Source organism: Chryseobacterium sp. R2ACT005 (assembly GCF_049949215.1).
In the GTDB taxonomy this organism is placed as follows: domain Bacteria; phylum Bacteroidota; class Bacteroidia; order Flavobacteriales; family Weeksellaceae; genus Chryseobacterium.
In genome coordinates this window covers 4872547-4895009 of the sequence record NZ_CP188192.1, presented here as the reverse complement: position 1 = coordinate 4895009, position 22463 = coordinate 4872547, and the positions used below count along the sequence as shown (strand labels likewise).

Below are 22463 nucleotides of genomic sequence, written 5' to 3'. Positions count from 1 at the left end.
AAATCATTATTGTATTTTATAAATACCTTATTATACCATGAAGAAAACTATTATTTCGTTATTAACAGCATTTTCTATTATAGGGATTTCAGCACAGGAAAAGTCTTATTTTTTATCAGGCCCCTCATTGAGTCCGGATGGCAAGACAGCCTATTTCTCTTATGACGGCGATATCTGGAAAGTAGATTCAAATGGTGGAAACGCTTCAAGAATTACAGCCCTGGATGGAGAAGAAATCAATCCCCGCCTTTCACCGGATGGAAAATGGCTTGCATTCAGTTCTAACCAATATGGAAATTATGATGTGTATGTAATGCCTGCAGAAGGGGGAATGATCAAGCAGTTAACTTTCCACACCGGAAGAGACGAAATGGAAAGCTGGGCATGGGACAGCAAAACCATTTATTTTACTTCCAGCAGAAATAATAATTTCGGCAGTTTTAAAACTACAATTGAAGGAAAAACACCACAAAAGCTTTTCAATAATTATTTTAACAACACCAATGGACTTGTAGAAACACCGGCAGGAGAATATCTTTTCACCAGCTCTTCAGAAAGTGCCCATCAGGTACAACGCAAACGCTATAAAGGAGAAAACAATCCTGATATTTTAGGATACAACCCCAAAAGCAATTCTTTCAAACAGTACACCAACTATGAAGGAAAAGATTTCAACCCAAGTGTAGATAAAAAAGGTATTATTTACTTTATTTCCGATGAGAATAATGGAGAATACAATCTTTATCAACTCGAAAATGGTAAGAAGACTTCTTTAACCCAATTTGACACTTCTATTAAAAAACCTTTTGTTTCAGCAGACGGATCTAAAGTCATTTTTGAAAAAGATTATCAGCTTTATATTTACGATATCGCTTCAAAAAATGCAAAACCTCTGAATGTAAGCCTGAATACTAATAAAACGCTGGAAAAAGAACAAAACTTCAACGTGGAAAATAATATTTCCTATTATGATGTATCTCCGGATGGTAAAAAAATGGCCTTTATAAGCCGCGGTGTTTTATTTGTATCTGATATTGAAGGAAAATTTGCACAACAGGTTTCTGATGGGAAAGAACGTGCCATGGAAGTAAAATGGCTGAAAGACAACCGTACCCTGCTTTACAGTCAGACCTACAATGGATACCAAAACTGGTTTACTATTTCAGCAGACGGAAAAGGCCAGCTCAAACAATTAACAGAAGATTTACGCAATAACCGAAGCATCACGCTTAATAGCGACCTTTCAAAAGCGGTTTATTTAAGCGGTCGTGATGAAGTAAGATTGCTGGATTTAAAAAATTTCAAATTTACAACGATCGTAAAAGACGAAATATGGGCTTTCCAAAACTCAAGACCTTCTTTTTCGCCAAACAATGAATACGTTCTGTTCTCTGCAAAAAGAAACTTTGAACTGGATATTTTCATCTATAACATCAAAAAAGGACAAACCCTAAATCTTACCAATACAGGTGTTTCAGAGGAAGATCCTGTATGGTCTCCAAACGGCAAATACATTTATTTTGCCAGCGACAGGACCAATCCGTCCTATCCTTTAGGCATGCAGAAGTCTAACATTTACCGTATGGCTTTAGACTGGTTTGACGAACCTTTTAAATCTGAAAAATTCGATACTCTCTTTACTGAAGAAAAGAAGGAAACAAAATCTACTGATAAAGCGAAAGATAAAGACAAGAAGGACAAAAAAGAGGACGATAAGGAGAAAAAGGAAGAAAAAGAACCAATAATTAAAGAACTGAAAGTAAATCCTGAAGATACCCTAGACAGAATAGAACTGGTAACCGACCGATATGGATATCAGGATGATCCTGCAGTTTTTGCAGACGAAAAAAAGGAAATTCTATTATTCAATTCTAATCAGGATAATGGGAAAAGACAGTTGTATAAAAAAGTGTTCACAGATTTTGAGCCTGCCAAATCCGAAAAAGTTTTCGATAAAGCAGCGTATTATCTTACCAAAAATGAGAAAAACCTGTTTGCGCTGATAGAAGGTAATATTTATAAAACAACTGTAGCTGCTTTAAAACCTGAGAAAATAAATATTCAATATAGTTTTGATAAAGACCTGGCATCAGAATTTACTCAGATGTTTGCTGAAGCATGGACTGGTGTGGAAGAAAATTTTTATGATGAGAAGTTCCATGGGATTGACTGGAAAGCAAAAAAGGAACAGTATGCCAAATATCTTCCGTATGTACATAACAGAAATGATCTGAGAATTTTATTAAATGATCTTTTAGGAGAGCTTAATTCTTCACACACCGGATTTTCTTCAACCGGAAAAGAAGAAACAATGTACCTGAACTATTTCACTAACGAAACAGGAATTATCTTCAAAAAAGATCAGCCTTACACTGTAGAAAGTATTGTAAGAAAATCTCCGGCTTTCCGCTCAGGAGTTGATATTAAGCCTGGCGACCAGCTGATTTCTGTAAACGGGAAAAAGGTGGATCTAAACGAAAATATCGAAACGTATTTTACAAGCCCCAAAAAACAGGAAGAACTTGTTCTTACTTTTAACCGTGATGGTAAAAATATAACCACCAAAGTACATCCGATTTCTAATGGAGAATTGAAAGGATTGCTTTATGATGATTGGATCTACAACAATCACCAGCGTGTTGATAAGCTTAGCAACAACCGTATTGCCTATTCCTGCATGAAAAATATGTCTACAGATGAGCTGGACCGTTTCCTTCTGGATATGGTAGAACAGGAAAACAGAAAAGACGCTGTAATTCTTGATCTGCGTTACAATACAGGCGGAAATGTTCATGATAAGGTTTTAAATTTCCTTTCTCAGAAGCCTTATTTACAATGGAAATATCGTGAAGGAAAAATGACGACACAGCCTAACTTTGCTCCTTCCGGAAAACCTATTGTACTTCTGATTAATGAAGCTTCACTAAGCGATGCCGAGATGACTGCAGCCGGATTTAAAGCACTAAAACTGGGTAAAATTATTGGCCAGGACACCTATCGCTGGATTATTTTCACTTCAGCTAAAGGTTTGGTAGACGGATCTTCTTACAGACTGCCTTCATGGGGAACGTATACTTTGGACGGACAAAATCTTGAAAAAACGGGCGTGAAACCTGATATCTATGTTAAAAATACCTTTCTGGACCGTCTTCAGGACAATGACCCTCAGCTGGAAAGAGCTGTTCAGGAAATACTTAAGGATTTAAAGAAATAAGAATTAAGAATATTGCTCTTATTTTTTGCACATATTTTGCTTGATAGGATAAATAATTCTATCAAGCAAAATGCCTTACTTATCAAAGATTTATTTAAAAGATAATCATCCACAAGACTTTCCTTTCAATCTGCCTTTTCTACGCAACGGTTTAGATATAAGGCTAAAAAGCAATGTTACCTTTTTCATTGGCGAAAATGGAATTGGAAAATCCACATTGCTTGAAGCCATTGCAGACCAATGTAATTTCAATGTGGCCGGTGGAAGCCGCAATCATCATTATAATTTTCATAAAACAGAGTCTGTACTGTCAGATTATCTTACTCTTTCCTGGCGTAATAAGACTTCTCAAGGCTTTTTCATGAGAGCAGAAAGTTTTTTCAACTTTGCTACCTATATTGATGAAGTGGCGGAAGAAGATCAAAGAGTTCTGGAAGCCTATGGAGGAAAATCTTTGCACCAGCAATCTCACGGTGAAGCTTTTTTATCATTATTCCATAACCATTTCCAGCATGGTATTTATATTCTTGATGAACCGGAATCTGCTTTATCACCACAAAGACAACTTTCTTTGCTATCTATTATTCATAAATTAGAAAAAACAGGAAAGGCTCAGTTTATAATTTCAAGCCATTCACCCATATTAATGAGTTACCCATCTGCTGAAATTTATGCACTTGATGACAAAATTCAAAAAATCCACTATAAAGAAACAGAGCATTATCAGTTAACAAAGAATTTTTTAGAAGCACCGGAGCGGTATTTTCAACATTTATTTGAAGACCTCTAGATCTAAATAAAAATATTCAGAAATATTTCTTATTGAAATTCAATACATTTAGTCAAAAGTCACCCTGAATAAGGAGAAAGACTTGACTGATATTAATATTCCTATTATATTTGCACCACTTAAAACAAAGGACATTCCTCCTTAGCTCAGTTGGTTAGAGCATCTGACTGTTAATCAGAGGGTCGCTGGTTCGAGCCCAGCAGGAGGAGCAAAAAGACTTACAGAAATGTAGGTCTTTTTTTTGTTTATAATTTTAGCGCAGCAGCAAACAGCATCCCGCTAACACAGTATCTCCCTTACTCTATTAATACCCTGATTATTATCCTTTAAGCATTAAAATTTCTCATTTAATTTTAATAATCACATATATAATTTTTCCTACATTTGCCGTTTTATAGGGTATACTAAAAATATTTTATTTTTTTACCTATTTTTTTTAATAAACTGCATACTTTTTGTTTATGCTAATTGCCTGAAGAAACGAATGATGTTAAACAATAACTCCCAAAAACACTATCTTTTATTTTTTTTCCTGATTCTCTCCAGTTCCGTATGTGCTCAAAACCGGGCCAGCGGCAAGATAGTTGACGAAAAAAGCAATAAAGAACTCAATAAAGTTGATATTTTTATCAACAATGATAAGACTCCATCCCTGACGACAACTTCAGGCAGCTTCACTATTCAGTCAGACAGTATTATCCATCAGTTAAAATTTTCCAGAAAAAGTTACACTACAGAAACACTTGACATTACCCCTGAAAATGCTGAAAATATTTTTGTGCAGCTTTCTCAGGCTAAAGTAAGTGATATTCAGGAGATTGTTCTTCAAAGTGGTAAGACTAAATACAAGAATAAAAAAGAAAACCCTGCTTACGCCATTATGCAAAAAGTTTGGGCACAAAAAAGAAACAATGGGTTAGAAAAGTTTGATACCTACTCGTATAAAGAATACGAAAAAACCCAATTTGACCTTAACAACCTGGATAGTGCTTTCATGAAGAAAAAGATTTTCAATAAACTGGATTTCATTTTCGATTATGCTGATTCCACTGCAAGCGGAAGACTTGGACTTCCTGTTTTCCTGAACGAAGCTGTTTATGAAAATTATGGTAAAAACAAACCAGACAAAGACAGCAAAAGAACATTGGTTGCTCAGAAAACTTCGGGATTCCAGGACAATCAGGTAATTACCGTTTCAGCTAAAAATTTATATCGTGATATTAATATCTACGACAATACCTTAAATTATTTTGATATCGGATTCCAAAGCCCTGTGGGAACAGATGGATTCAGTACCTACGACTACAGTCTTATGGATACCATTACTGTTCGTGGTGAGAAAGCCTTTCAGATCAGATATCAGCCTAAAAGAAAAGATATCCTCGCCTTTCAGGGAAATCTTTATATAGATACGGACACCTATGCCGTTTTAGGGGCAACATTAAAGTCAACCCAAAAAATCAATGTCAATTTCGTCAACAGTGTCTATACACAGGTGGAGTATGACAATCCTGATGAAACGACTTTCCTTCCCAAAAAACTGGTTACAGAATTTGAAATGAGCCCTTTTTCAAAAAAGAAAGGATCGAAAAGTATTATAGCCAAAAGGTCGGTAGATTATTCCGAATATGAGTTTAATAAACCTCTTGATCCGAAAGTATTCAAACGCACGGAAGAGGAATATGAAGACAAATTTACCAATAAAGATGATGCCTATTGGACCAAAGCCCGACCTGATACTTTATCCAAAGCAGAACAGGGTGTTTACAGTATGCTTGATCAGCTTCAGCAGACGCCAAAATTCAACCGAATGGTAAAACTGTTCGAAACCCTTGGCTCACGGTATTACAATGCCTTTAAAGGAATAGATATTGGTCCTATTTTCTCTATTTACGGAAGGAATGAAGTGGAGGGAGACAGAATAAGATTAGGAGCAAGAACTTATTTCGGATTGAATGATACCTGGAGGGCTCAGTTTTATACAGCCTATGGTTTCAAAGATCAGCAGTTTAAATATGGAGTGGAGGCAAGATATATGTTCAATAAGCTTAACCGATTTATGATTGGAGCAGGAACCAGCAGAGACATCGTTCAGCTTGGAGGCCAGCTTACATCCGGTGATGGTGTCACCCCACAATCTTCATCTTCCAGTACCTTTTTTGCTAGAGGAGAAAACATTTCTTTGAGTTCTGTAAACAAAACAAGTGTTTTTGCGGCTATTGAACCCTGGAAAAACTTTCAGATAAGAGTGGATGGAGTGATGCAGAGCATTAAATCCGCTATTCCGGAGAAATTCAACCTGATGTATTACAAAGATGGCCGACTAAGGCAAACAGTGAATGACTCACATGTTACCATCAGTTTAATTGCTAAACCGGGCGCTAAATTTTCTCAAACCGGAATTGACCGCTATCAGGCCAGAAACCTGGCACCAACCATTGTTTTAAGATACACCAGAGGTATTGAAGGTTTATTTAATGCCGACTTCAATTATGACAAGCTTCAGTTTATGCTTTATAAGCCGTTTTTGATTGGAAGCATGGGAAAACTGGTAGTAAATTTTGAGGCTGGAAAGAACTTCAGTACAGTTCCTTTAGCATTACAGAATATCATTCCGGCCAACCTTTCATATGGTTTGGTACCGAATACATTCTCTCAGCTTAACTATTATGAATTTGTGACTGATGCTTATACCACGCTTCAACTGGAACATCATTTTAACGGTAAGATCCTTTCTTATATTCCTTTGATTAAAAAGCTGAAATTCAGGGAAGTAGCATTCATCAGAGGAGCCTACGGAACGCTAAGCGATGCTTCTAAGGCAATCAACGTAGAAGGTTTTAGATACTCAGCGCCAAGCGAACATATTTATTATGAATATGGATTCGGAATTGAAAATATAGGAATCGGAAACATTAGAATTTTCAGGGTAGATTTCAACTGGAGAGGAAATTATCTTGACAGGCCGGATATTTCAAAATTCGGTGTTAAAGCAGGATTCCAGGTAGGATTCTAAACAAAATACAATACAAAAACAGGTTCGGCGGCTTCTTTGAAGCCGCCGAACTTTTATTTTCTAACTTATATAAGATATTAAAAGCATTCACAAGGCTCTTCTACATCAAGCAGACAACGCATTTTCTGTTCCTTTGTCAGCCCACACCATGTACTACATGATGTAATAGGTTTTGGCGGGCACCATACAGCACCTCCGTTAATACTCTTCAGATTTTTTTTCGTTAATCTCCTTAAATTTTTCATGATTATATTTAGTTTTATTTTGTTGCCTACTCTCTCTGCTTTTCGGCTTCCGCAACGATTTCTAGTTGATTATAAACAAATATATAATTATTTCACTATTATAGGATATTTTTTAAGTTTTTTTAACTCAATATAAAAGCTGAACCCTGTTTAAAGATTCAGCTCTAAAAAATCTCAAAGAGATCTCATTTAATATCATTCAAAACATTCTGTACAGGGCTGAGAAAGTATACAGTGTGATTTTTGCCATGGTGACCATCTGCACCATTCATCACAGGATTGAAACATAGAAGGGCAGACTGCCGCTACTCTTCCGGTTATTTCTTTTAAATTCTTTTTGCTTAATTTTTTTAGATTTTTCATAGATATTTTGTTTTAATACGTGCCTACTCTTTATGCTTTTCGGTTCTCGCAACTGACTCATAATTGGACAGTTAACAAATATAAAAATATTTCACAAACAATAGAATATCCAGAAAAAATTATTACAGTAGAAATAACAAAAAAGCCCCAGCAAATGCTGAGGCTTTAATTTTTATAAAACGCTTAAAAATTATGCGTTTGGCTCTACAGATACAAAAGATCTGTTGTTTGCTTTCTTTCTGAAAACTACTTTACCATCTACTAATGCAAACAAAGTGTGATCTTTACCGATTCCCACGTTATCACCTGGGTGGTGCTGAGTACCTCTTTGTCTAACAATAATATTTCCGGCAATAGCTGCTTGTCCTCCGAAAATCTTCACACCTAATCTTTTAGAGTGAGACTCTCTACCGTTCTTGGAACTACCGACTCCTTTCTTGTGTGCCATTTTATTACTGGATTATTTATTAAGTGCTTTAAATTGATCGATATTCTTAATGATAGCAGCATCTACTTCTTCATGAGTAAGAATATTCTTTTCTAATTCAACTTTAACTGCTTTACCTAAAGTAATTAAAGTTTCTCTGTTCTCTTTAGACTGAGACAAGTTGTTTTTCTTTAAGTGATAGTTCAATTCATGATCTTCACCAAAGTTAACAGTTGCGTTGTCAGAAAGAACTTCACCTTTCACAGTTTCTTTTTTAGCAGCAGCTTTTTTAGCTCCACCTTCAAAACCAGTAATACCAGTGATTACGATTCTAGTTAAAGATTGTCTGTGACCGTTTTTCACTTTGTAACCTTTTCTTCTTTTCTTTTTGAAAACGATTACTTTATCAGCTTTTACGTGGTCAAGGATCTCTGCTTCTACAGTGATTCCATTTACAGCTGGGGCGCCTACAGTGATTGCTCCGTTTACAGTAAGAAGAACTTTATCGAAAGAAACTTTTCCTCCTTTATCTCCTTTTAAACGGTTTACAAACAACTTCTGGTCTTGCTCAACTTTGTATTGAAGCCCTGCTATTTCTACAATTGCAAACATTGTTTATAAATTTTTAGTTATTTCGAGGTGCAAATATACATATAATTTTCTAAATAGCTTACAATCAAAGTAATGTTTTTTTAATATAAATCCTATTCACTATGTTTTGAATAATTTTTTTTAATAAAGCACTCACACTTAAGAGATAATTTCATACCTTCGTTTTACCAAATTGAATTTATATATGAAAAGAAACTTTAATCTCTGCTTACTAGCAGGTGTCATTGCTGTCACTTCACTGACAGCATGTAGTGATGACCAAATGGACAACAGTGTTCAACCTCAGCAAGAACTTAGTGCAAAAATTGATCAGCCTGGAGATCTTGAAAAAATCTGCTCCTATGTAGACAACAACTGGAGCAACAATTCGGTTTTATTAACCGGTCTACAAAACTCCACAGATACCAATTTTATGAATAGTCAGATGACTAAAATCGCAAGTTTGTGGGGAAGAAGCAATCCTACACTGAGATTTGTGAATGATGCATCCAATTTCAATTCAACGTACAATGCAATTTCCTATTCTACCGGAAAGATCTATTATGGATATGCCATCTATTATGATGCAAAAGCAAAAGGCGGAGATATTGTGAATGCGATGATTCTTGCTCATGAATACGGGCATCAACTGCAGTATATTTTTGGACTTCCTTCTGTAAATGAAAATACAGCCAGACCTAACGAGCTTGAAGCTGATGGCTTTGCAGGATACTACCTGAGAAGACCTAATGGTTATAATAAAACCAGCTTTCCTGAAATTGCAGCAGCTTACGAGTTTGCACAAAGCATCGGAGATTATCAGACCACCAGTCCGGGACACCACGGAACTCCTGCTCAAAGAAGATCAGCAGTGCGTTTAGGATTCCTTTTAGGACAATATGATCTTAATGCATCAAATTTCGATTATAACTTCTTCTATTATTATCAGGGAGTATTAAACGGAACTTATAAGATGGCTAAGAATACAGTAAATCCTGAAATTGACGCATATATGAGTCAATATATTGATGAGCTGAGAAAAATTCAGTCCGGAGAAATTTCCGCAGAAGAGTTTAAACATCTTCAATAAACGAGAACATTCATTTTTAGCATATTTAAGAAAGGAGGCGGACAGTATGTTCCGCCCCTTTTTTGTTTTTAAAATCTTTTATGTTCTATAAAATCAATTTGTTTGTATTTTTGAAAAAATAAAAATCTTCCAAGCAATCTATAATGAACAGAGATCTCTATATTGATTTCGCCAAAGGACTGGCAACACTTTCTATCATCTTTATCCATACCGCTTTCTGGTCTGGACAGTTTTATATTCCCGCAGAAGTAAGAGTCTTCTCGCTTGTTTTTGATGTTGCTCTTTTTTATGCCCTGAGTGGAATCACTTCCGGAGCCAATATTGAAAAAACATTGTACCGGCTATTGAAACTGCAGATTACCTATATGATATTTGTGACTTTCCTGTTCTTTTTAGATTACTTCTTTAAAGTTTTTGGACTGAACTTCTTTTCCATGGAATGGCTTCAAAACTTTTATTCCACATTTGGGTCTAAATACTCGGCCACCAGTATTTCAGCAACTCCTCAATGGGAAAATCTGGGCAACTGGTACCTTCATCAATATACCAATGCTGACACTTTTCCTGTAGTGATGGGAAGCTTCTGGTATCTTAAAGTTTATTATGTTCTCACTGTTTTTGGTGTCCTTATCTTAAGGTTCTTCCCGAAACATATCAATTGGTTCATCGGGCTTTGTATGGGGCTTACTTTATTATTCAATCTTTTCCCGGAATATTATCCAACAGGACAGGTGGGGTATGTAGCTTTTTATCTTGCTGTATTTTTAATTGGTCACAGGATGCGAGGAAAAAAAATTCCAGCCAAAGCAATTCCTATACTATATGCATGTGTTGGGGCAGCTCTTATATGGATGTTCTGGTACTATGGGGGAGAAATTTTCTATAAAATCAACAAAAACAAATTCCCACCAAAAATCCCTTATATCATCTGGACATTATTCTCACTCGTAACATTATTTGTCCTTTATAACCGATTAAAAATCACAAAAGAAAATTTTATCACCCACATCGGGAAGAATGCTATTTTCTTCTACTTTGCACAGGGCATCAGTTCTTCATTGGTGTATTTTCTGGTCGTTCCGTTAAAAGAAAATATGTCATGGTGGATTTTAATGATCATTATTTATGGGATTAATATCGTTTTAGCTTTTGTTATCTCTGCCGGATTAAAAAAAGTAGATATCTGGGGTTGGAATATTTTGGAATTCCTAAGAAGAAAGACCGCCTCTTAAGACTTTAATGATCAAATTGAAATAAAGTAACATTTCTTACCTCAATTTGTTTAAATTTACAGAAATTTTACAACATGTTTAAGTTGAAACTCCCTACCGATCCAAGGTGGGCAAATATTGCAGAAGGAAACATCGGAGAAATTTTAACAGATCATGCCTGGTGTGAGCAAAAAGCAGCTACTAATGCCATAGGCCTGATTACAATGCTTCCGGAATATCCTGAGATTGTAACAGAACTTCTTGCCATTGCACAGGAAGAACTGGATCATTTCAATCAGGTTCATGAGATCATTAAGAAAAGAGGATATACCTTTGGAAGAGCAAGAAAAGATGATTACGTGAATGAACTGGCGAAATTTATCGTTCAGGGAACAAGAGACAACCTCATCGTAGACAAAATGCTTTTTGCTGCTATGATTGAAGCCAGAAGCTGCGAAAGATTTAAGGTTCTTACCGAAAACATCAAAGACGAAGAACTTAAAGTTTTTTACAAAGAACTTATGATTTCTGAAGCTAATCATTATACTACATTCATTGGATTTGCAAGACAGCTTGGAGATCCGGAGAAAGTAAACAAACGTTGGGAAGAATGGCTGGAATATGAAGCTAATATTATTAAATCCTACGGAAACAAAGAAACTATTCACGGTTAAAATAGAAACAGTAAAGAATACACATTGAAGAAGCCAAGCTTTGAAAATATTGCCAATCTATTTCTGAAAAACTTTTTTCAGGGACTCGTTATCATTGGCCCTATCGGGCTTACCATTTTTGTAATCTGGTATATTGTAAGCGCCATTGACAATCTTGTTCCTTCGCTGGCCAAGCAGATTCCAGGGCTTGTATTCGTATCCATTATTCTGTTTACAGCTATTTTAGGATATCTGGGAAATAAATTCGTGGTCGGAAGATTCTTTTTCGATACTATGGACAGTTTACTGGAGAAAACTCCGGGAGTAAAACATATTTACACTCCCACAAAAGACGTGATGTCTTCATTTGTAGGTGATAAGAAAAAATTCAACGATCCTGTATGGGTAAAAACCAATGAAAATCCGGAGATCTGGAGAATTGGTTTTTTAACTCAAAAAGAAATGTCGGACGTTGACAAGCATAATTACGTTGCGGTATATCTTCCCCACTCGTACGCCATCTCGGGCTGGGTAATTGTTACTGAAGAAAAAAACATCAAACCTGTAGTGGGAATGACAGCGGCTTCTGCAATGAAGTTTGCAGTGAGCGGCGGTGTAGCCGGATTCCATTCTGATGAAAACATATTTAAAGCTCCGGAATAATACTTCCCAAGCCTTATTTATACATTGATGAATTTTGAAAATTATTTTCAAACACATTTTCTTTACAAACAATTTAAAACATAATTTAACTCATGAATTTACCGTACGCGGAACCTTTCCGCATTAAAATGGTGGAAGAAATCTATCAATCCACCAGAGAAGAAAGAGAGCAATGGCTTAAAGAAGCTAATTATAACCTTTTCAATTTAAGATCTTCACATGTTTATATTGACCTGCTTACCGATTCAGGAACCGGAGCAATGTCTGATAAACAATGGTCTGCTTTGATGACCGGAGATGAAAGCTACGCAGGATCCCGTTCTTTTGAACAATTACAGAAAACTGTTGAAAAAATTACAGGATTCAAATATTTATTACCTACACACCAGGGAAGAGCCGCTGAAAACGTTCTTTTTTCAGTATTGGTAAAAGAAGGTGATGTAGTTCCGGGAAACTCACATTTTGATACCACAAAAGGACATATCGAGATCAGAAAAGCACATGCCATCGACTGTACAATTGATGAAGCTTTTGACATTAATGACCTTCACCCTTTCAAAGGAAATATCAACCTCGAAAAACTGGAAGAAGTTTATAAAAGCCACCCTAAAGAAAACATCCCTTTCTGCTTAATTACCATTACGTGTAACTCTTCAGGAGGACAGCCCGTATCATTAGAAAACATGAAGGCTGTAAAAGCACTTTCTGACCAATATGGAATCCCCGTATTCTTTGATTCAGCGAGATTTGCTGAGAATGCTTACTTCATCAAAAAAAGAGAAGCAGGACAGGAAAACAGAAGCATCAAAGAAATCTGCAAGGAAATTTTCTCTTACGGAGACGGGATGACAATGAGTTCTAAAAAAGACGGTTTAGTAAATATCGGAGGATTTATTGCTTTGAATAATGAAGAGGTTTTCAGAAAAGCTTCCAACTTTACAATTATTTATGAAGGCTTTATTACTTACGGTGGAATGGCTGGAAGAGATATGGCAGCATTAGCTGTAGGTCTTGATGAAGCTACTGAGTTTGCTTATCTTGAAAGCAGAATTTCTCAGGTTGAATATTTAGGCAATAAGTTGATTGAATATGGAATCCCGGTTCAAAAACCAATCGGAGGACATGCTGTATTCATTGATTCTCTAAACTTCCTTCCCAATGTTTCCCGTGAAGAATATCCGGCACAGACATTAGGTCTTGAAATTTATAAAGAAGCAGGGATCAGAACCGTAGAAATAGGAACACTACTGGCAGACAGAGATCCTGCAACAAGAGAAAACCGTTATCCGAAATTAGAATTGGTACGTCTGGCAATTCCTAGAAGAACCTATACCAATAACCATATGGATTATATTGCTGCCGCTATCAAGAACGTTTATGAAAGACGTGAAGAAATAGCAAAAGGGTACAAGATCACCTGGGAGCCGGAAATCTTAAGACACTTTACTGTTCAGCTTGAAAAAGCTTAATCATAAAACCGGAATTTTTTCCGGTTTTTTTATGCTTTAAAGTTCAAAATCCTCCAATACTAAGACAATATTGTTTTTTATATTCCAAAACACACACTAATAACAAATTCAAAATCAATCAGATACTGCATTTTAAAAATAAATATAAATCAAGCATATTTATTTATTACATACAATATATTATTCTTTTCATTCTATTTTTAAGAAAACAAAATCAAATTAATCCATTTTTTGAAATAGTGAATGTTTTTAATTTTAATTTTGTATCCATCTGATGAAACAGATGTAAAAATACTTGAGAACCAACCTGAAAAATCCGTTATTCCGAAAAAAAATGAAGAAAATTGCTGTCGTGGGTGCCGGTATTTCCGGTTTAAGCATGGCGAATTACTTAGAAAAGCACAAGATTGATTACCACATTTACGAAAGAAGAAAAAAGAAAGATCTGGCAGGTCATGGCTTTCTCATTCCACAGGAAGGGATGGAATACCTTTATCAGATTCTCGATCCTGATCTTCTTCTTCAGCATGGAAATTTTCTAAAAAAATACATACAGTACTCCCATACAGGAAAGATGCTGGCAGAAAAGGAGCTGAACAATGTCTTCGCCATTTCAAGACATTCATTAATTGATCTGCTGGTACAAAACATCTCCCCAGAAAAAATAACCTATGAACAAACGATCATCCCTGATGATAGACGCAATGGAAAATTGAAACTTTCGGATGGCAATGATATTGACGCGGATGTTGCTGTTGTTTCCGATGGCTCCAAAAGCCGTATCAGAAGAAGTCTCTTCAAAAGTGAAACACTGAAAGCGGTAAGAGAAAGTGAAGTAGTCAATATTATTCAGGATAAGGAAATTGCGGATTCTATTGAAAATGACTTTATAAAATTCCATCATGAAGAAGGAGGCCTTACATTTGGAATCCTTAAACTTTCTGCTGATACCATTCTTTGGTATTCACAGTTTGATAATGAGAAATACACGATCAATGAGTGTTCACCAGAGAATCTAAGGAAATATATGCTTGAAGTTTTTCAAAACTGGCATCCTTTAGTCCCGTCAATTATACAGAAATCAGACTATAAAAACGTACATTTATGGTGTGTGTATGAGTTGGAAAAGCTCAATCCGTTTTATAAAGATAATATTGTATTCATAGGAGATGCAGCCCATCCGCTGATTCCTTTTACAAGCCAGGGAGTAACCTCTGCACTAAAAGATTCCTTTACATTAACGAAATATTTAGTTGAAGATAAAAACATAAAGGAAGCCTTCAGAAAATATGAAGAAAAAAGGAAGCCTGAAATTGAAGTTCATATCAACAACGGAAGAACATTGCTCAATCAGTTCCTCTTGCCACTTAGTCAACAATCAGAAAATATTTTACCCATATCTTATAAATAACTATGTTCAGCAATAATGATATCAATTTTGAAGCTTTGAAAAGAAAGGCTTATAACGGAAGATGGGCAACCCTGGAAGAAGGAATCATTCCCCTTACCGCTGCTGATCCGGACTTCAGGACAGCCCCTGAAATAGAACAGGGAATTATTGAATACCTGAAAGACGGCTATCTAAGCTACGGACCGTTTTCTGGTCTTCCGGAATTCAAAAAAAGTGTTGCAGACCATTTCAACAAAGAGAAACACGGAACTTTTTCTCCTGAAAATGTTCTGGCTGTCAACAGTGCTGCTCAGGGAATGTTCCTGATTGCTTCTTATGTTCTGAATCCGGGAGATGAAGCCATTATTCTGGATCCTGTAGATTTTCTTTTCAAAAAATCAGTAGAAACAGCAGGTGGAAAAGTGATGCTTTGTCCTGTAAATACAATAACCGGAGACATTGACTTTGAAAAACTGGTCTCTTTAATTGGTTCCAAAACCAAACTTATCAGCATTTGCAATCCACACAATCCCCTGGGAAGTGTTTATTCTAAAAAAGTATTAATAAAAATAGCAGAGATCGCTTCAGCTCATGATCTTTGGGTGATGAGCGATGAAATCTGGAGTGATATTATTTATGACAACAAAGATTTTCATACCTATTCTTCTGTTTCTGAAAAAGCAAAGAGAAAAAGCTTTACCGTGTATGGGTTTTCAAAATCATTTGGAATAGCAGGATTGAGAATCGGGGCTGTCTTGTGTCATGATCAGGATATCCTTGAGGATTTTACAGAGAAATCCAATTTCAATTCAACGATAGAAGGTGTTTCTACTTTGTCACAGATTGCCGGAAGCGTAGCTTTGGAGAAAGCAAAACCTTGGTATGAGGAATTTTTAGCACATTTACAGAGTAACAGGAATCTTGCGTTTACATTATTAAGCCGCTCAGAAATTCTAAACCCCAATCTCCCTGAGGCTACTTTCGTACTCTTTCCAAAGATTGAAAACGGAATGTCCAGTGATCAATTTGCCCAACATGTTTTAAAACAGGGGAAAGTTGCCATTGTTCCAGGATCAGAAAGATGGTTCGGAAAAAGAGCGGAAGGACATATCAGAATTTGCTTTTCCACCTCACAGGAAATTTTAGAAGAAGGAATTAACAGAATCATTACCAGCTTTTAACATTAAAATTTTTCATTAAATTCAAATAATAAGTTATTATTTTTCTTAAATTAACGCTAATCTCTATTAAATTAAGATATCCATACTAAATATTTAATTTTAGTATGGATTTAAAAATAAATATTGATAATTTTGATTAAATCACCACTCAAAATTATCTATATGAAAATAAAATACATCAGCATTATTTTTCTTGGAGTTTCCACCCTATCCTATGCCCAGCAAATAAAGGATACCCTGAAAGAATCTAAGATAGACGAAGTCGCTATTACCGGAAGCCGTAATAAAAAAAGAACTGTAGTAAATACACCCGTTCCTATTGATATCATCGACATCAAACAGGTAAGCCAGTCAACTGGCCAAGTAGAAATCAACCAGCTTTTACAGTTTTCTGCACCTTCTTTCAATTCCAACAAACAATCAGGGTCTGATGGAGCCGATGCAGTAGATCCTGCCACTTTAAGAGGCTTAGGCCCAGATCAAACCCTACTCTTGTTAAATGGAAAAAGATATCACCAGTCTTCACTGATCAATCTTTTCGGAACTAAAGGAAGAGGAAATACGGGATACGATATGAATACCATTCCCATTGGTGCCATAAAAAGAGTGGAGGTCCTTCGTGACGGAGCTTCAGCTCAATATGGCTCAGATGCTATCGCAGGGGTAATCAATGTTATTTTGAATGATCGTGATAAAGGTTTTGAGGGAAATCTATTCACAGGAATGAACCTTTTTAAAAGTCCCGGAAATAATGATGTCGTTTCTGATCATAAAATAGACGGAACAACCGTTGATTTCAGTGGAAATTTAGGAACTAAAATAGGTTCAAAAGGAGGTTTTGGAAACTTTACAGTAGAGTTTATGAACAAAGATTATGCGATACGAAATGCAAATCCTGATGTGTATACTGCACCAAGGCAGCGTTTCGGGGATGCAAAAGCTCAAAACATTTACTTTTTCGGAAATATTGAGCTTCCTTTATCTGATGGTCTGAAATTCTATTCCCGTCAGGGCTTTTCCCATAGAAACACCAAAGCCTACGCATGGACCAGAACACCGGATGCAGACGGAAATATTCCCGAAGTTTACCCAACAGGATTTAATCCGATTGAAAATACAAGTATTACAGATTTTACGTTTGATAACGGTCTGAAATTTAAGGTTGCTGGCTGGGACGTAGATTTTTATAATGCTTTTGGCAACAACAGATTTACTTACCAGATTGACAATACAATTAATGCTACTCTGGGCATCAAATCACCTACAAGTTTTAATGCCGGAGGACATTCATTATTACAGAATACAACCGGCTTTAATGCAGTGAAACAGTTCAAAGTGCTGGAAGGGCTAAACGTTGCTTTCGGGTCGGAATTCAGGTATGAGAAATTTGATATCATCAAAGGAGAAGAAGCTTCTTTTGCTATGTATGATATCAATGGAAATGTAGTTACAAAAGATACTCCTCAAAATTTATGGGTAACAGTTCCTGGTTCTGATCCTGTACGTTATCGTCCGGGGGGATCACAAGGGTTTCCCGGCTATTCTATTGATTTAGGCAAAAACAGAAATAACTTTGCCGCCTATGTAGACACCGAGTTGGATGTTACAAAAAACTGGATGATAAGTGTTGCCGGAAGATTTGAAAATTATAATGATTTCGGAAGTACCCTGAATGGAAAATTTGCGACAAGATATGCGATCACACCGCAATTCGCTTTTCGTGGTTCCGTTTCCACCGGATTCAGGGCACCTTCTTTGGCTCAGAAATACTACAGCCAGCAGTTTACCAATTTTCAGGGTGGGCAGTTGGTTACGATTCAGCTAGCTTCTAACGATAGTAAAATTGCAAGCAGTCTTGGAATTCCTCAATTGAAGCAGGAAACCTCTGTGAACGGAAGTGCCGGATTTACTTTCAATACAGGAAAATTCACAGCGACAGTGGATGGATATTATATTCAGGTAAAAAACAGAATTGTTCTTACCGGATATTTCGCACAGGCAGACTTACCTGCAGATGTTCAGGCAGATAATCCATTTATTGATCAGGTGCAGTTCTTTTCCAATGCAATAGATACCCGCACAAAAGGGGTTGACCTTATTTTAAGTTATACTGAAAATCTTGGTTCCGGGAAACTGACTGCTACCTTAGCCGGAAACTATAATGATATGGAAATTACCAAAGTGAATACTTCAGAACAGCTGGCAGGAAAAGAAGATATTTACCTGAGTAAGAGAGAAAAAGCTTTTATCCTTGCTTCTGCTCCAAAAACAAAAGTTAATTTAAACCTCAATTATAAGATCAACAAATTCAATGCGAATCTGCAGTTGGTAAGATTTGACAAAGCAACACTAATTGGTTATGATGGTACAGAACAACTATATAATCCCAAAGTAACTACCGATCTTTCTTTTGGTTATGAATTTTGTAAGAATCTGAACCTAACTCTAGGTAGTAAAAATCTATTCAACAGATATCCTACGCTGCAAACCACTCATGTAAGCGATGGAAATACAGAAGGCGGAGGTATTTTTGACCCTGTTCAGATGGGATTTTCCGGAAGACAGGTTTTTGCCAGACTTAACTTTAAGTTTTAACTTAAAATAAAAACTCCTGAAAATTTTCAGGAGTTTTTTTATTTATTTTTTTGAAATCTTATACAATTTACCACTGTCGGTTACCGCATAAAGATTTCCGTCCATTCCATTCAATACATCCCGGAAACGTTCTTTCTGATCTGCAAGAAGACGTTCTTCACCCACTATTTTATTATCTTTCATTACAATTCTGTCAATATGCTCACCACTTAAACATCCGATAATCAGATTTCCTTTCCACTCCTCAATATTTCCTGTATAAAAAGTAATTCCGCTTGGTGAAATCACAGGATCCCAGTAATAGACGGGCTGCTCAGTACCTTCTCTTTGAGTGATTCCCTGTCCTACTTTGTCTCCTGAATACTCAATTCCATACGTCACATCTCCCCATCCGTAATTTTTTCCGGGTTGAATCAGGTTGATCTCATCTCCGCCTCTCGGCCCCATCTCCACATCCCAAAGATTTCCATTAGGATCAATAGCCATTCCCTGCGGATTACGTACACCATAAGCATAAATTTCAGGTTTATAGCCAGATTTTCCGATAAAAGGATTTCCCGGAGCCGGTTTTCCGTCTTTTGTGATTTTTAGAATTTTCCCAAGATAATTATCCGTTTTCTGAGCATACACACGGGTTACTTTATCTGATCTTTCTCCTGTACTGACAAATAAGTTTCCATCTTTATCAAAAGCCAAACGGCTTCCATAGTGCTTATCTCCGTCATAAGAAGGTTCCGCACGGAAAATAACTTTTACTTCTGAGATATTTTTGAGATCTGCAGACAGCTTACCTTTCGCTACAGAAGTTAAATTTCCTTTTCCAAACGGTTCCGAAAAACTGAAATAAATAATACTGTTGGTGGTAAAATCAGGATCAAGAGCTACATCAAGCATTCCACCCTGCCCTTTTGAATCTACTTTTGGAAAGCCTTCTATTTTTGATACCTGCTTTCCATCTGTTGAAACAACATTCATGTAACCTTTCTTGTCTGTGATCAGAAATTTTCCGTCAGGTAAATTGATAATTCCCCACGGTCTTCCCAAATCTTTATTCAATATCTCTACATTATAGGCCGTTGTGCTCTTTACTGCCTTGATTCTTGTCTGCCCTTTAAATGCCGGTTTGTAGTCAGAATTAGGCTTCTCTGTTTCTACACTTCCATCATTTCCGGTCTTCTGAGCATTCGCATGATTTTCTTTGCATGAAGAAAAAATAAGAAAAAAACTCAGTGCCGGGATATAAAATTGATTGATTTTCATAATATTATGATTGGTGATTGTACAATGAATGGAAAAATAATGCCATAAAGTTTGTGTGTCTTATTTTTTATTCTACATTTGTAGAACAAATTACATCATTGTAGAATGAAAGAGATTAAATTAACAGATTCTGAAAAAATTCTCATGGACATTCTTTGGGAGAAGAAAAAGATTTTCATGAAGGATATTCTGGAGGCCTACCCAGATCCTAAGCCTGCTGCAACTACTATTGCAACCTTGCTTAAAAGAATGCAGAACAAAGAACTTGTAGGCTATAAAATGTATGGAAATTCCCGTGAATACTATCCGAAAATAGAAAAAGGGGAATATTTCAAGGAGGAAATGTCATCCATGATTGATCGTTTTTTCAACAGCTCGGTAACACAGTTTGCATCCTTTTTTACATCGAATGCCAAGCTCAGCCAAAAGCAGCTGAAAGAACTCCGCGATATTATAGATGAACAGATAAAAGAATAAATATGACAGCCATTATTCTGAAAATAGTTCTGTGTTCTTCTATTTTCATTGCCGTTTATTATCTCTTCCTGGAAAAAGAAAGAATGTACAGATTCAACAGATGGTATTTGCTAAGCGCCATACTCCTTTCTTATATAATTCCATTGATCAACATTACCATACAAAGACCTGAAGCAGAGACTAAACCACAAATGATCATTGAAGAAACGGCTCAGCAAATGGTCTTTATTCAGCCGGAACAGGAAAGTTTCAACTGGATGAATATTATATGGGCTATTTATGCTGTAATCACACTTTTTCTACTGATAAAAAGCCTTTTCGCTCTTTTAGCTGTCAGAAAAATTCAGGGAGAAAAACAAATTTATGAGGATTACAATATCCTATTAACGAGTGAAAACCTTTCTCCTTTCAGCTTTTGGAATACAATATATATGGGGAAAAGTTATATGGAAAATAATGTCATTGACCAAAGGATTTTCCTGCACGAAAAGACCCATATTGACCAGAAACACAGCATAGATCTAGTAATACTGAATCTTTTAAAGATTTTTACATGGTTCAATCCTGTTCTTTTCTTATACAAAAAAGCAGTGATCACGAATCACGAATTTTTAGCAGATGAAGCGGTTCTGAAAAAGAATTATAATATTAAGGAATACCAAAACCTTATTCTTGAAGAGATTCTTAGCCGCCAAAATCCTCCTCTTACTCATTCATTTAATTTTAATAACACCAAAAAAAGATTTATTATGATGAAAACAAAAAAATCGAAATTCAGTCTGTTAAAGAAAACAGCTGGAATCACAACATTGATCGTCGCTGCAGTATTACTTTCTGAAAGAACTTATGCAGGCAATCCAGCGAATGTTCAGATGCCTGAAAAAATAGCAGAAACTTCTGTTCAGGCTAATAGCCAGAATTCTTACCAGGAATTTAAGGACATATTGGCTAAGTATGCAGATTTGCTGAATCATGGGAAATATGCTGAGTTTTCAAAAAACGTTGCTGAAAGTGATAAAAAAAGGCTGGCAGAACTCTATCCTTTACTTAATGAAAATCAAAAGAATGAACAGAAAATCACTTTCTTTGCGCTTCCTGAATTGAAAAAAAGAATTCCAACAGAGAATGAGCTGAAATCATTCTTAAATAAAAATGAGTATGCAGTCTGGATTGATTCAAAAAAAATTGAAAACAGCATTTTGAAAAACTATAAAAAAACAGATTTTTCAAATGTTTCTATCAGCAAAATTTATCCGAAAGCAAAAACAGCAAAAAATCCTCAGCCTTATCAGGTTAGCTTAATGACCCATCCCTATTTTGCAAAAACTAAAGAAGAGGGAAAATCTTCAATGATGATGGGCTTTAAAAGACAAGAGCTAAAAAAAACTCAGGATACTATAACGCCACGAGAAAACAATATAATGAGCAGCGAAGGTAAAAACACAAACTTACAGGAAGACAAAACCTTTGTGAGTGCTGAATATCCAAATGGGATGAAAGACCTTAGAACAAAAATAGGCAGAACCATGGATCTCAATACTCTGAACTCAGTAAACAGAACAATAAAAGCATTTGCGTATGTTCATATAGACGAAACAGGGAAAACAACCAATGTGACAGCCTCCGGTGACAACGATGTTTTCAATAAGGAATTCCTTAGAACAATGACTGCAATAAGCAACGAAACAGTCTGGAAACCCGCCACAAAAGATGGCAAAGCCATCGCTTCGGTATTAAAAATCCCCGCAACAATGACTTTTACCAAACCTTAATAATAAAAAGCGCTAAAAATTAGCGCTTTTTATTATTTCAATTATTCTTGTTGAGA

Annotated in this window: 18 protein-coding genes and 1 tRNA gene; 14 read left to right on the top strand and 5 right to left on the bottom strand. The window is 36.0% G+C overall.

Annotated elements, in window-relative coordinates; genetic code table 11:
- Positions 1-37 precede the first annotated feature (37 nt).
- The 4 genes from ACPF63_RS22485 to ACPF63_RS22470 all read left to right on the top strand — a co-directional run bounded on the left by ACPF63_RS22485 (position 38) and on the right by ACPF63_RS22470 (position 7020).
- Positions 38-3214 (top strand): S41 family peptidase, encoded by a 3177-nt coding sequence (locus ACPF63_RS22485; protein WP_426481389.1) that lies wholly within the window; start codon positions 38-40, stop codon positions 3212-3214.
- 70 nt (positions 3215-3284) lie between these two features.
- A complete protein-coding gene (locus ACPF63_RS22480; protein ID WP_077419401.1) occupies positions 3285-4004 on the top strand; it encodes an AAA family ATPase in 720 nt (239 codons plus the stop codon).
- A gap of 135 nt (positions 4005-4139) precedes the next feature.
- Positions 4140-4213, top strand: a tRNA-Asn gene (locus ACPF63_RS22475).
- Between the two features lie 275 nt (positions 4214-4488).
- The gene (locus tag ACPF63_RS22470) at positions 4489-7020 is read left to right on the top strand and encodes a DUF5686 family protein (RefSeq protein WP_232539025.1); all 2532 of its coding nucleotides are present in this window, start codon (positions 4489-4491) and stop codon (positions 7018-7020) included.
- Positions 7021-7097: 77 nt separating this feature from the next.
- Here the strand turns inward: ACPF63_RS22470 and ACPF63_RS22465 are convergent, their stop codons facing one another.
- The 4 genes from ACPF63_RS22465 to rplU all read right to left on the bottom strand — a co-directional run bounded on the left by ACPF63_RS22465 (position 7098) and on the right by rplU (position 8667).
- Positions 7098-7265 carry a bacteriocin-like protein gene (locus ACPF63_RS22465; protein WP_175627300.1) on the bottom strand — a complete coding sequence of 56 codons (168 nt, stop codon included), beginning with the start codon at positions 7263-7265 and terminating at the stop codon, positions 7098-7100.
- Positions 7266-7460: 195 nt separating this feature from the next.
- Complete coding sequence (locus ACPF63_RS22460; RefSeq protein ID WP_426481388.1) at positions 7461-7628, bottom strand: bacteriocin-like protein; 168 nt, start codon at positions 7626-7628, stop codon at positions 7461-7463.
- Between the two features lie 190 nt (positions 7629-7818).
- Positions 7819-8076: a 50S ribosomal protein L27 gene (rpmA, locus tag ACPF63_RS22455; protein ID WP_027372929.1), complete on the bottom strand. Its 258-nt coding sequence runs from the start codon at positions 8074-8076 to the stop codon at positions 7819-7821.
- 12 nt (positions 8077-8088) lie between these two features.
- Complete coding sequence (gene rplU, locus ACPF63_RS22450) at positions 8089-8667, bottom strand: 50S ribosomal protein L21 (protein WP_077419399.1); 579 nt, start codon at positions 8665-8667, stop codon at positions 8089-8091.
- 184 nt (positions 8668-8851) lie between these two features.
- Here rplU and ACPF63_RS22445 point away from each other — a divergent pair, with 184 nt between their 5' ends.
- The 8 genes from ACPF63_RS22445 to ACPF63_RS22410 all read left to right on the top strand — a co-directional run bounded on the left by ACPF63_RS22445 (position 8852) and on the right by ACPF63_RS22410 (position 18898).
- Complete coding sequence (locus tag ACPF63_RS22445; protein ID WP_426481387.1) at positions 8852-9736, top strand: metalloprotease; 885 nt, start codon at positions 8852-8854, stop codon at positions 9734-9736.
- 143 nt (positions 9737-9879) lie between these two features.
- Entirely contained in the window at positions 9880-10968 is a 1089-nt protein-coding gene (locus tag ACPF63_RS22440; protein ID WP_426481386.1) for an acyltransferase family protein, read from the top strand.
- 74 nt (positions 10969-11042) lie between these two features.
- On the top strand, positions 11043-11621 hold the full coding sequence (locus tag ACPF63_RS22435; RefSeq protein WP_077419396.1) for a tRNA-(ms[2]io[6]A)-hydroxylase: 579 nt from the start codon (positions 11043-11045) through the stop codon (positions 11619-11621).
- 24 nt (positions 11622-11645) lie between these two features.
- Positions 11646-12263 carry a DUF502 domain-containing protein gene (locus ACPF63_RS22430; RefSeq protein ID WP_047377240.1) on the top strand — a complete coding sequence of 206 codons (618 nt, stop codon included), beginning with the start codon at positions 11646-11648 and terminating at the stop codon, positions 12261-12263.
- Positions 12264-12355: 92 nt separating this feature from the next.
- Complete coding sequence (locus ACPF63_RS22425) at positions 12356-13732, top strand: tryptophanase (RefSeq protein ID WP_047377239.1); 1377 nt, start codon at positions 12356-12358, stop codon at positions 13730-13732.
- Positions 13733-14066: 334 nt separating this feature from the next.
- A complete protein-coding gene (locus ACPF63_RS22420) occupies positions 14067-15143 on the top strand; it encodes an FAD-dependent monooxygenase (RefSeq protein ID WP_426481385.1) in 1077 nt (358 codons plus the stop codon).
- A 2-nt stretch (positions 15144-15145) separates the two neighbouring features.
- On the top strand, positions 15146-16303 hold the full coding sequence (locus ACPF63_RS22415) for a pyridoxal phosphate-dependent aminotransferase (RefSeq protein WP_426481384.1): 1158 nt from the start codon (positions 15146-15148) through the stop codon (positions 16301-16303).
- Positions 16304-16465: 162 nt separating this feature from the next.
- Entirely contained in the window at positions 16466-18898 is a 2433-nt protein-coding gene (locus ACPF63_RS22410) for a TonB-dependent receptor plug domain-containing protein (RefSeq protein WP_426481383.1), read from the top strand.
- 42 nt (positions 18899-18940) lie between these two features.
- On the opposite strand, the gene ACPF63_RS22405 is transcribed toward ACPF63_RS22410, so the two are convergent.
- Positions 18941-20158 carry a PQQ-dependent sugar dehydrogenase gene (locus ACPF63_RS22405; protein WP_426481382.1) on the bottom strand — a complete coding sequence of 406 codons (1218 nt, stop codon included), beginning with the start codon at positions 20156-20158 and terminating at the stop codon, positions 18941-18943.
- Between the two features lie 105 nt (positions 20159-20263).
- Here ACPF63_RS22405 and ACPF63_RS22400 point away from each other — a divergent pair, with 105 nt between their 5' ends.
- Positions 20264-20635 (top strand): BlaI/MecI/CopY family transcriptional regulator, encoded by a 372-nt coding sequence (locus ACPF63_RS22400; RefSeq protein ID WP_426481381.1) that lies wholly within the window; start codon positions 20264-20266, stop codon positions 20633-20635.
- Positions 20636-20637: 2 nt separating this feature from the next.
- The gene (locus ACPF63_RS22395) at positions 20638-22407 is read left to right on the top strand and encodes a M56 family metallopeptidase (RefSeq protein ID WP_426481380.1); all 1770 of its coding nucleotides are present in this window, start codon (positions 20638-20640) and stop codon (positions 22405-22407) included.
- Positions 22408-22463 lie beyond the last annotated feature (56 nt).

Excerpts from the sequence above, each read along its gene's own strand:
- rplU (WP_077419399.1), bottom strand. The coding sequence starts at position 8,667 with ATGTTTGCAATTGTAGAAATAGCAGGGCTTCAATACAAAGTTGAGCAA.
- ACPF63_RS22435 (WP_077419396.1), top strand. The coding sequence starts at position 11,043 with ATGTTTAAGTTGAAACTCCCTACCGATCCAAGGTGGGCAAATATTGCA.
- ACPF63_RS22410 (WP_426481383.1), top strand. The coding sequence starts at position 16,466 with ATGAAAATAAAATACATCAGCATTATTTTTCTTGGAGTTTCCACCCTA.
- ACPF63_RS22440 (WP_426481386.1), top strand. The coding sequence starts at position 9,880 with ATGAACAGAGATCTCTATATTGATTTCGCCAAAGGACTGGCAACACTT.
- ACPF63_RS22420 (WP_426481385.1), top strand. The coding sequence starts at position 14,067 with ATGAAGAAAATTGCTGTCGTGGGTGCCGGTATTTCCGGTTTAAGCATG.
- ACPF63_RS22415 (WP_426481384.1), top strand. The coding sequence starts at position 15,146 with ATGTTCAGCAATAATGATATCAATTTTGAAGCTTTGAAAAGAAAGGCT.
- ACPF63_RS22485 (WP_426481389.1), top strand. The coding sequence starts at position 38 with ATGAAGAAAACTATTATTTCGTTATTAACAGCATTTTCTATTATAGGG.
- rpmA (WP_027372929.1), bottom strand. The coding sequence starts at position 8,076 with ATGGCACACAAGAAAGGAGTCGGTAGTTCCAAGAACGGTAGAGAGTCT.
- ACPF63_RS22400 (WP_426481381.1), top strand. The coding sequence starts at position 20,264 with ATGAAAGAGATTAAATTAACAGATTCTGAAAAAATTCTCATGGACATT.
- ACPF63_RS22445 (WP_426481387.1), top strand. The coding sequence starts at position 8,852 with ATGAAAAGAAACTTTAATCTCTGCTTACTAGCAGGTGTCATTGCTGTC.
- ACPF63_RS22465 (WP_175627300.1), bottom strand. The coding sequence starts at position 7,265 with ATGAAAAATTTAAGGAGATTAACGAAAAAAAATCTGAAGAGTATTAAC.
- ACPF63_RS22460 (WP_426481388.1), bottom strand. The coding sequence starts at position 7,628 with ATGAAAAATCTAAAAAAATTAAGCAAAAAGAATTTAAAAGAAATAACC.
- ACPF63_RS22480 (WP_077419401.1), top strand. The coding sequence starts at position 3,285 with ATGCCTTACTTATCAAAGATTTATTTAAAAGATAATCATCCACAAGAC.
- ACPF63_RS22405 (WP_426481382.1), bottom strand. The coding sequence starts at position 20,158 with ATGAAAATCAATCAATTTTATATCCCGGCACTGAGTTTTTTTCTTATT.
- ACPF63_RS22425 (WP_047377239.1), top strand. The coding sequence starts at position 12,356 with ATGAATTTACCGTACGCGGAACCTTTCCGCATTAAAATGGTGGAAGAA.
- ACPF63_RS22395 (WP_426481380.1), top strand. The coding sequence starts at position 20,638 with ATGACAGCCATTATTCTGAAAATAGTTCTGTGTTCTTCTATTTTCATT.
- ACPF63_RS22470 (WP_232539025.1), top strand. The coding sequence starts at position 4,489 with ATGATGTTAAACAATAACTCCCAAAAACACTATCTTTTATTTTTTTTC.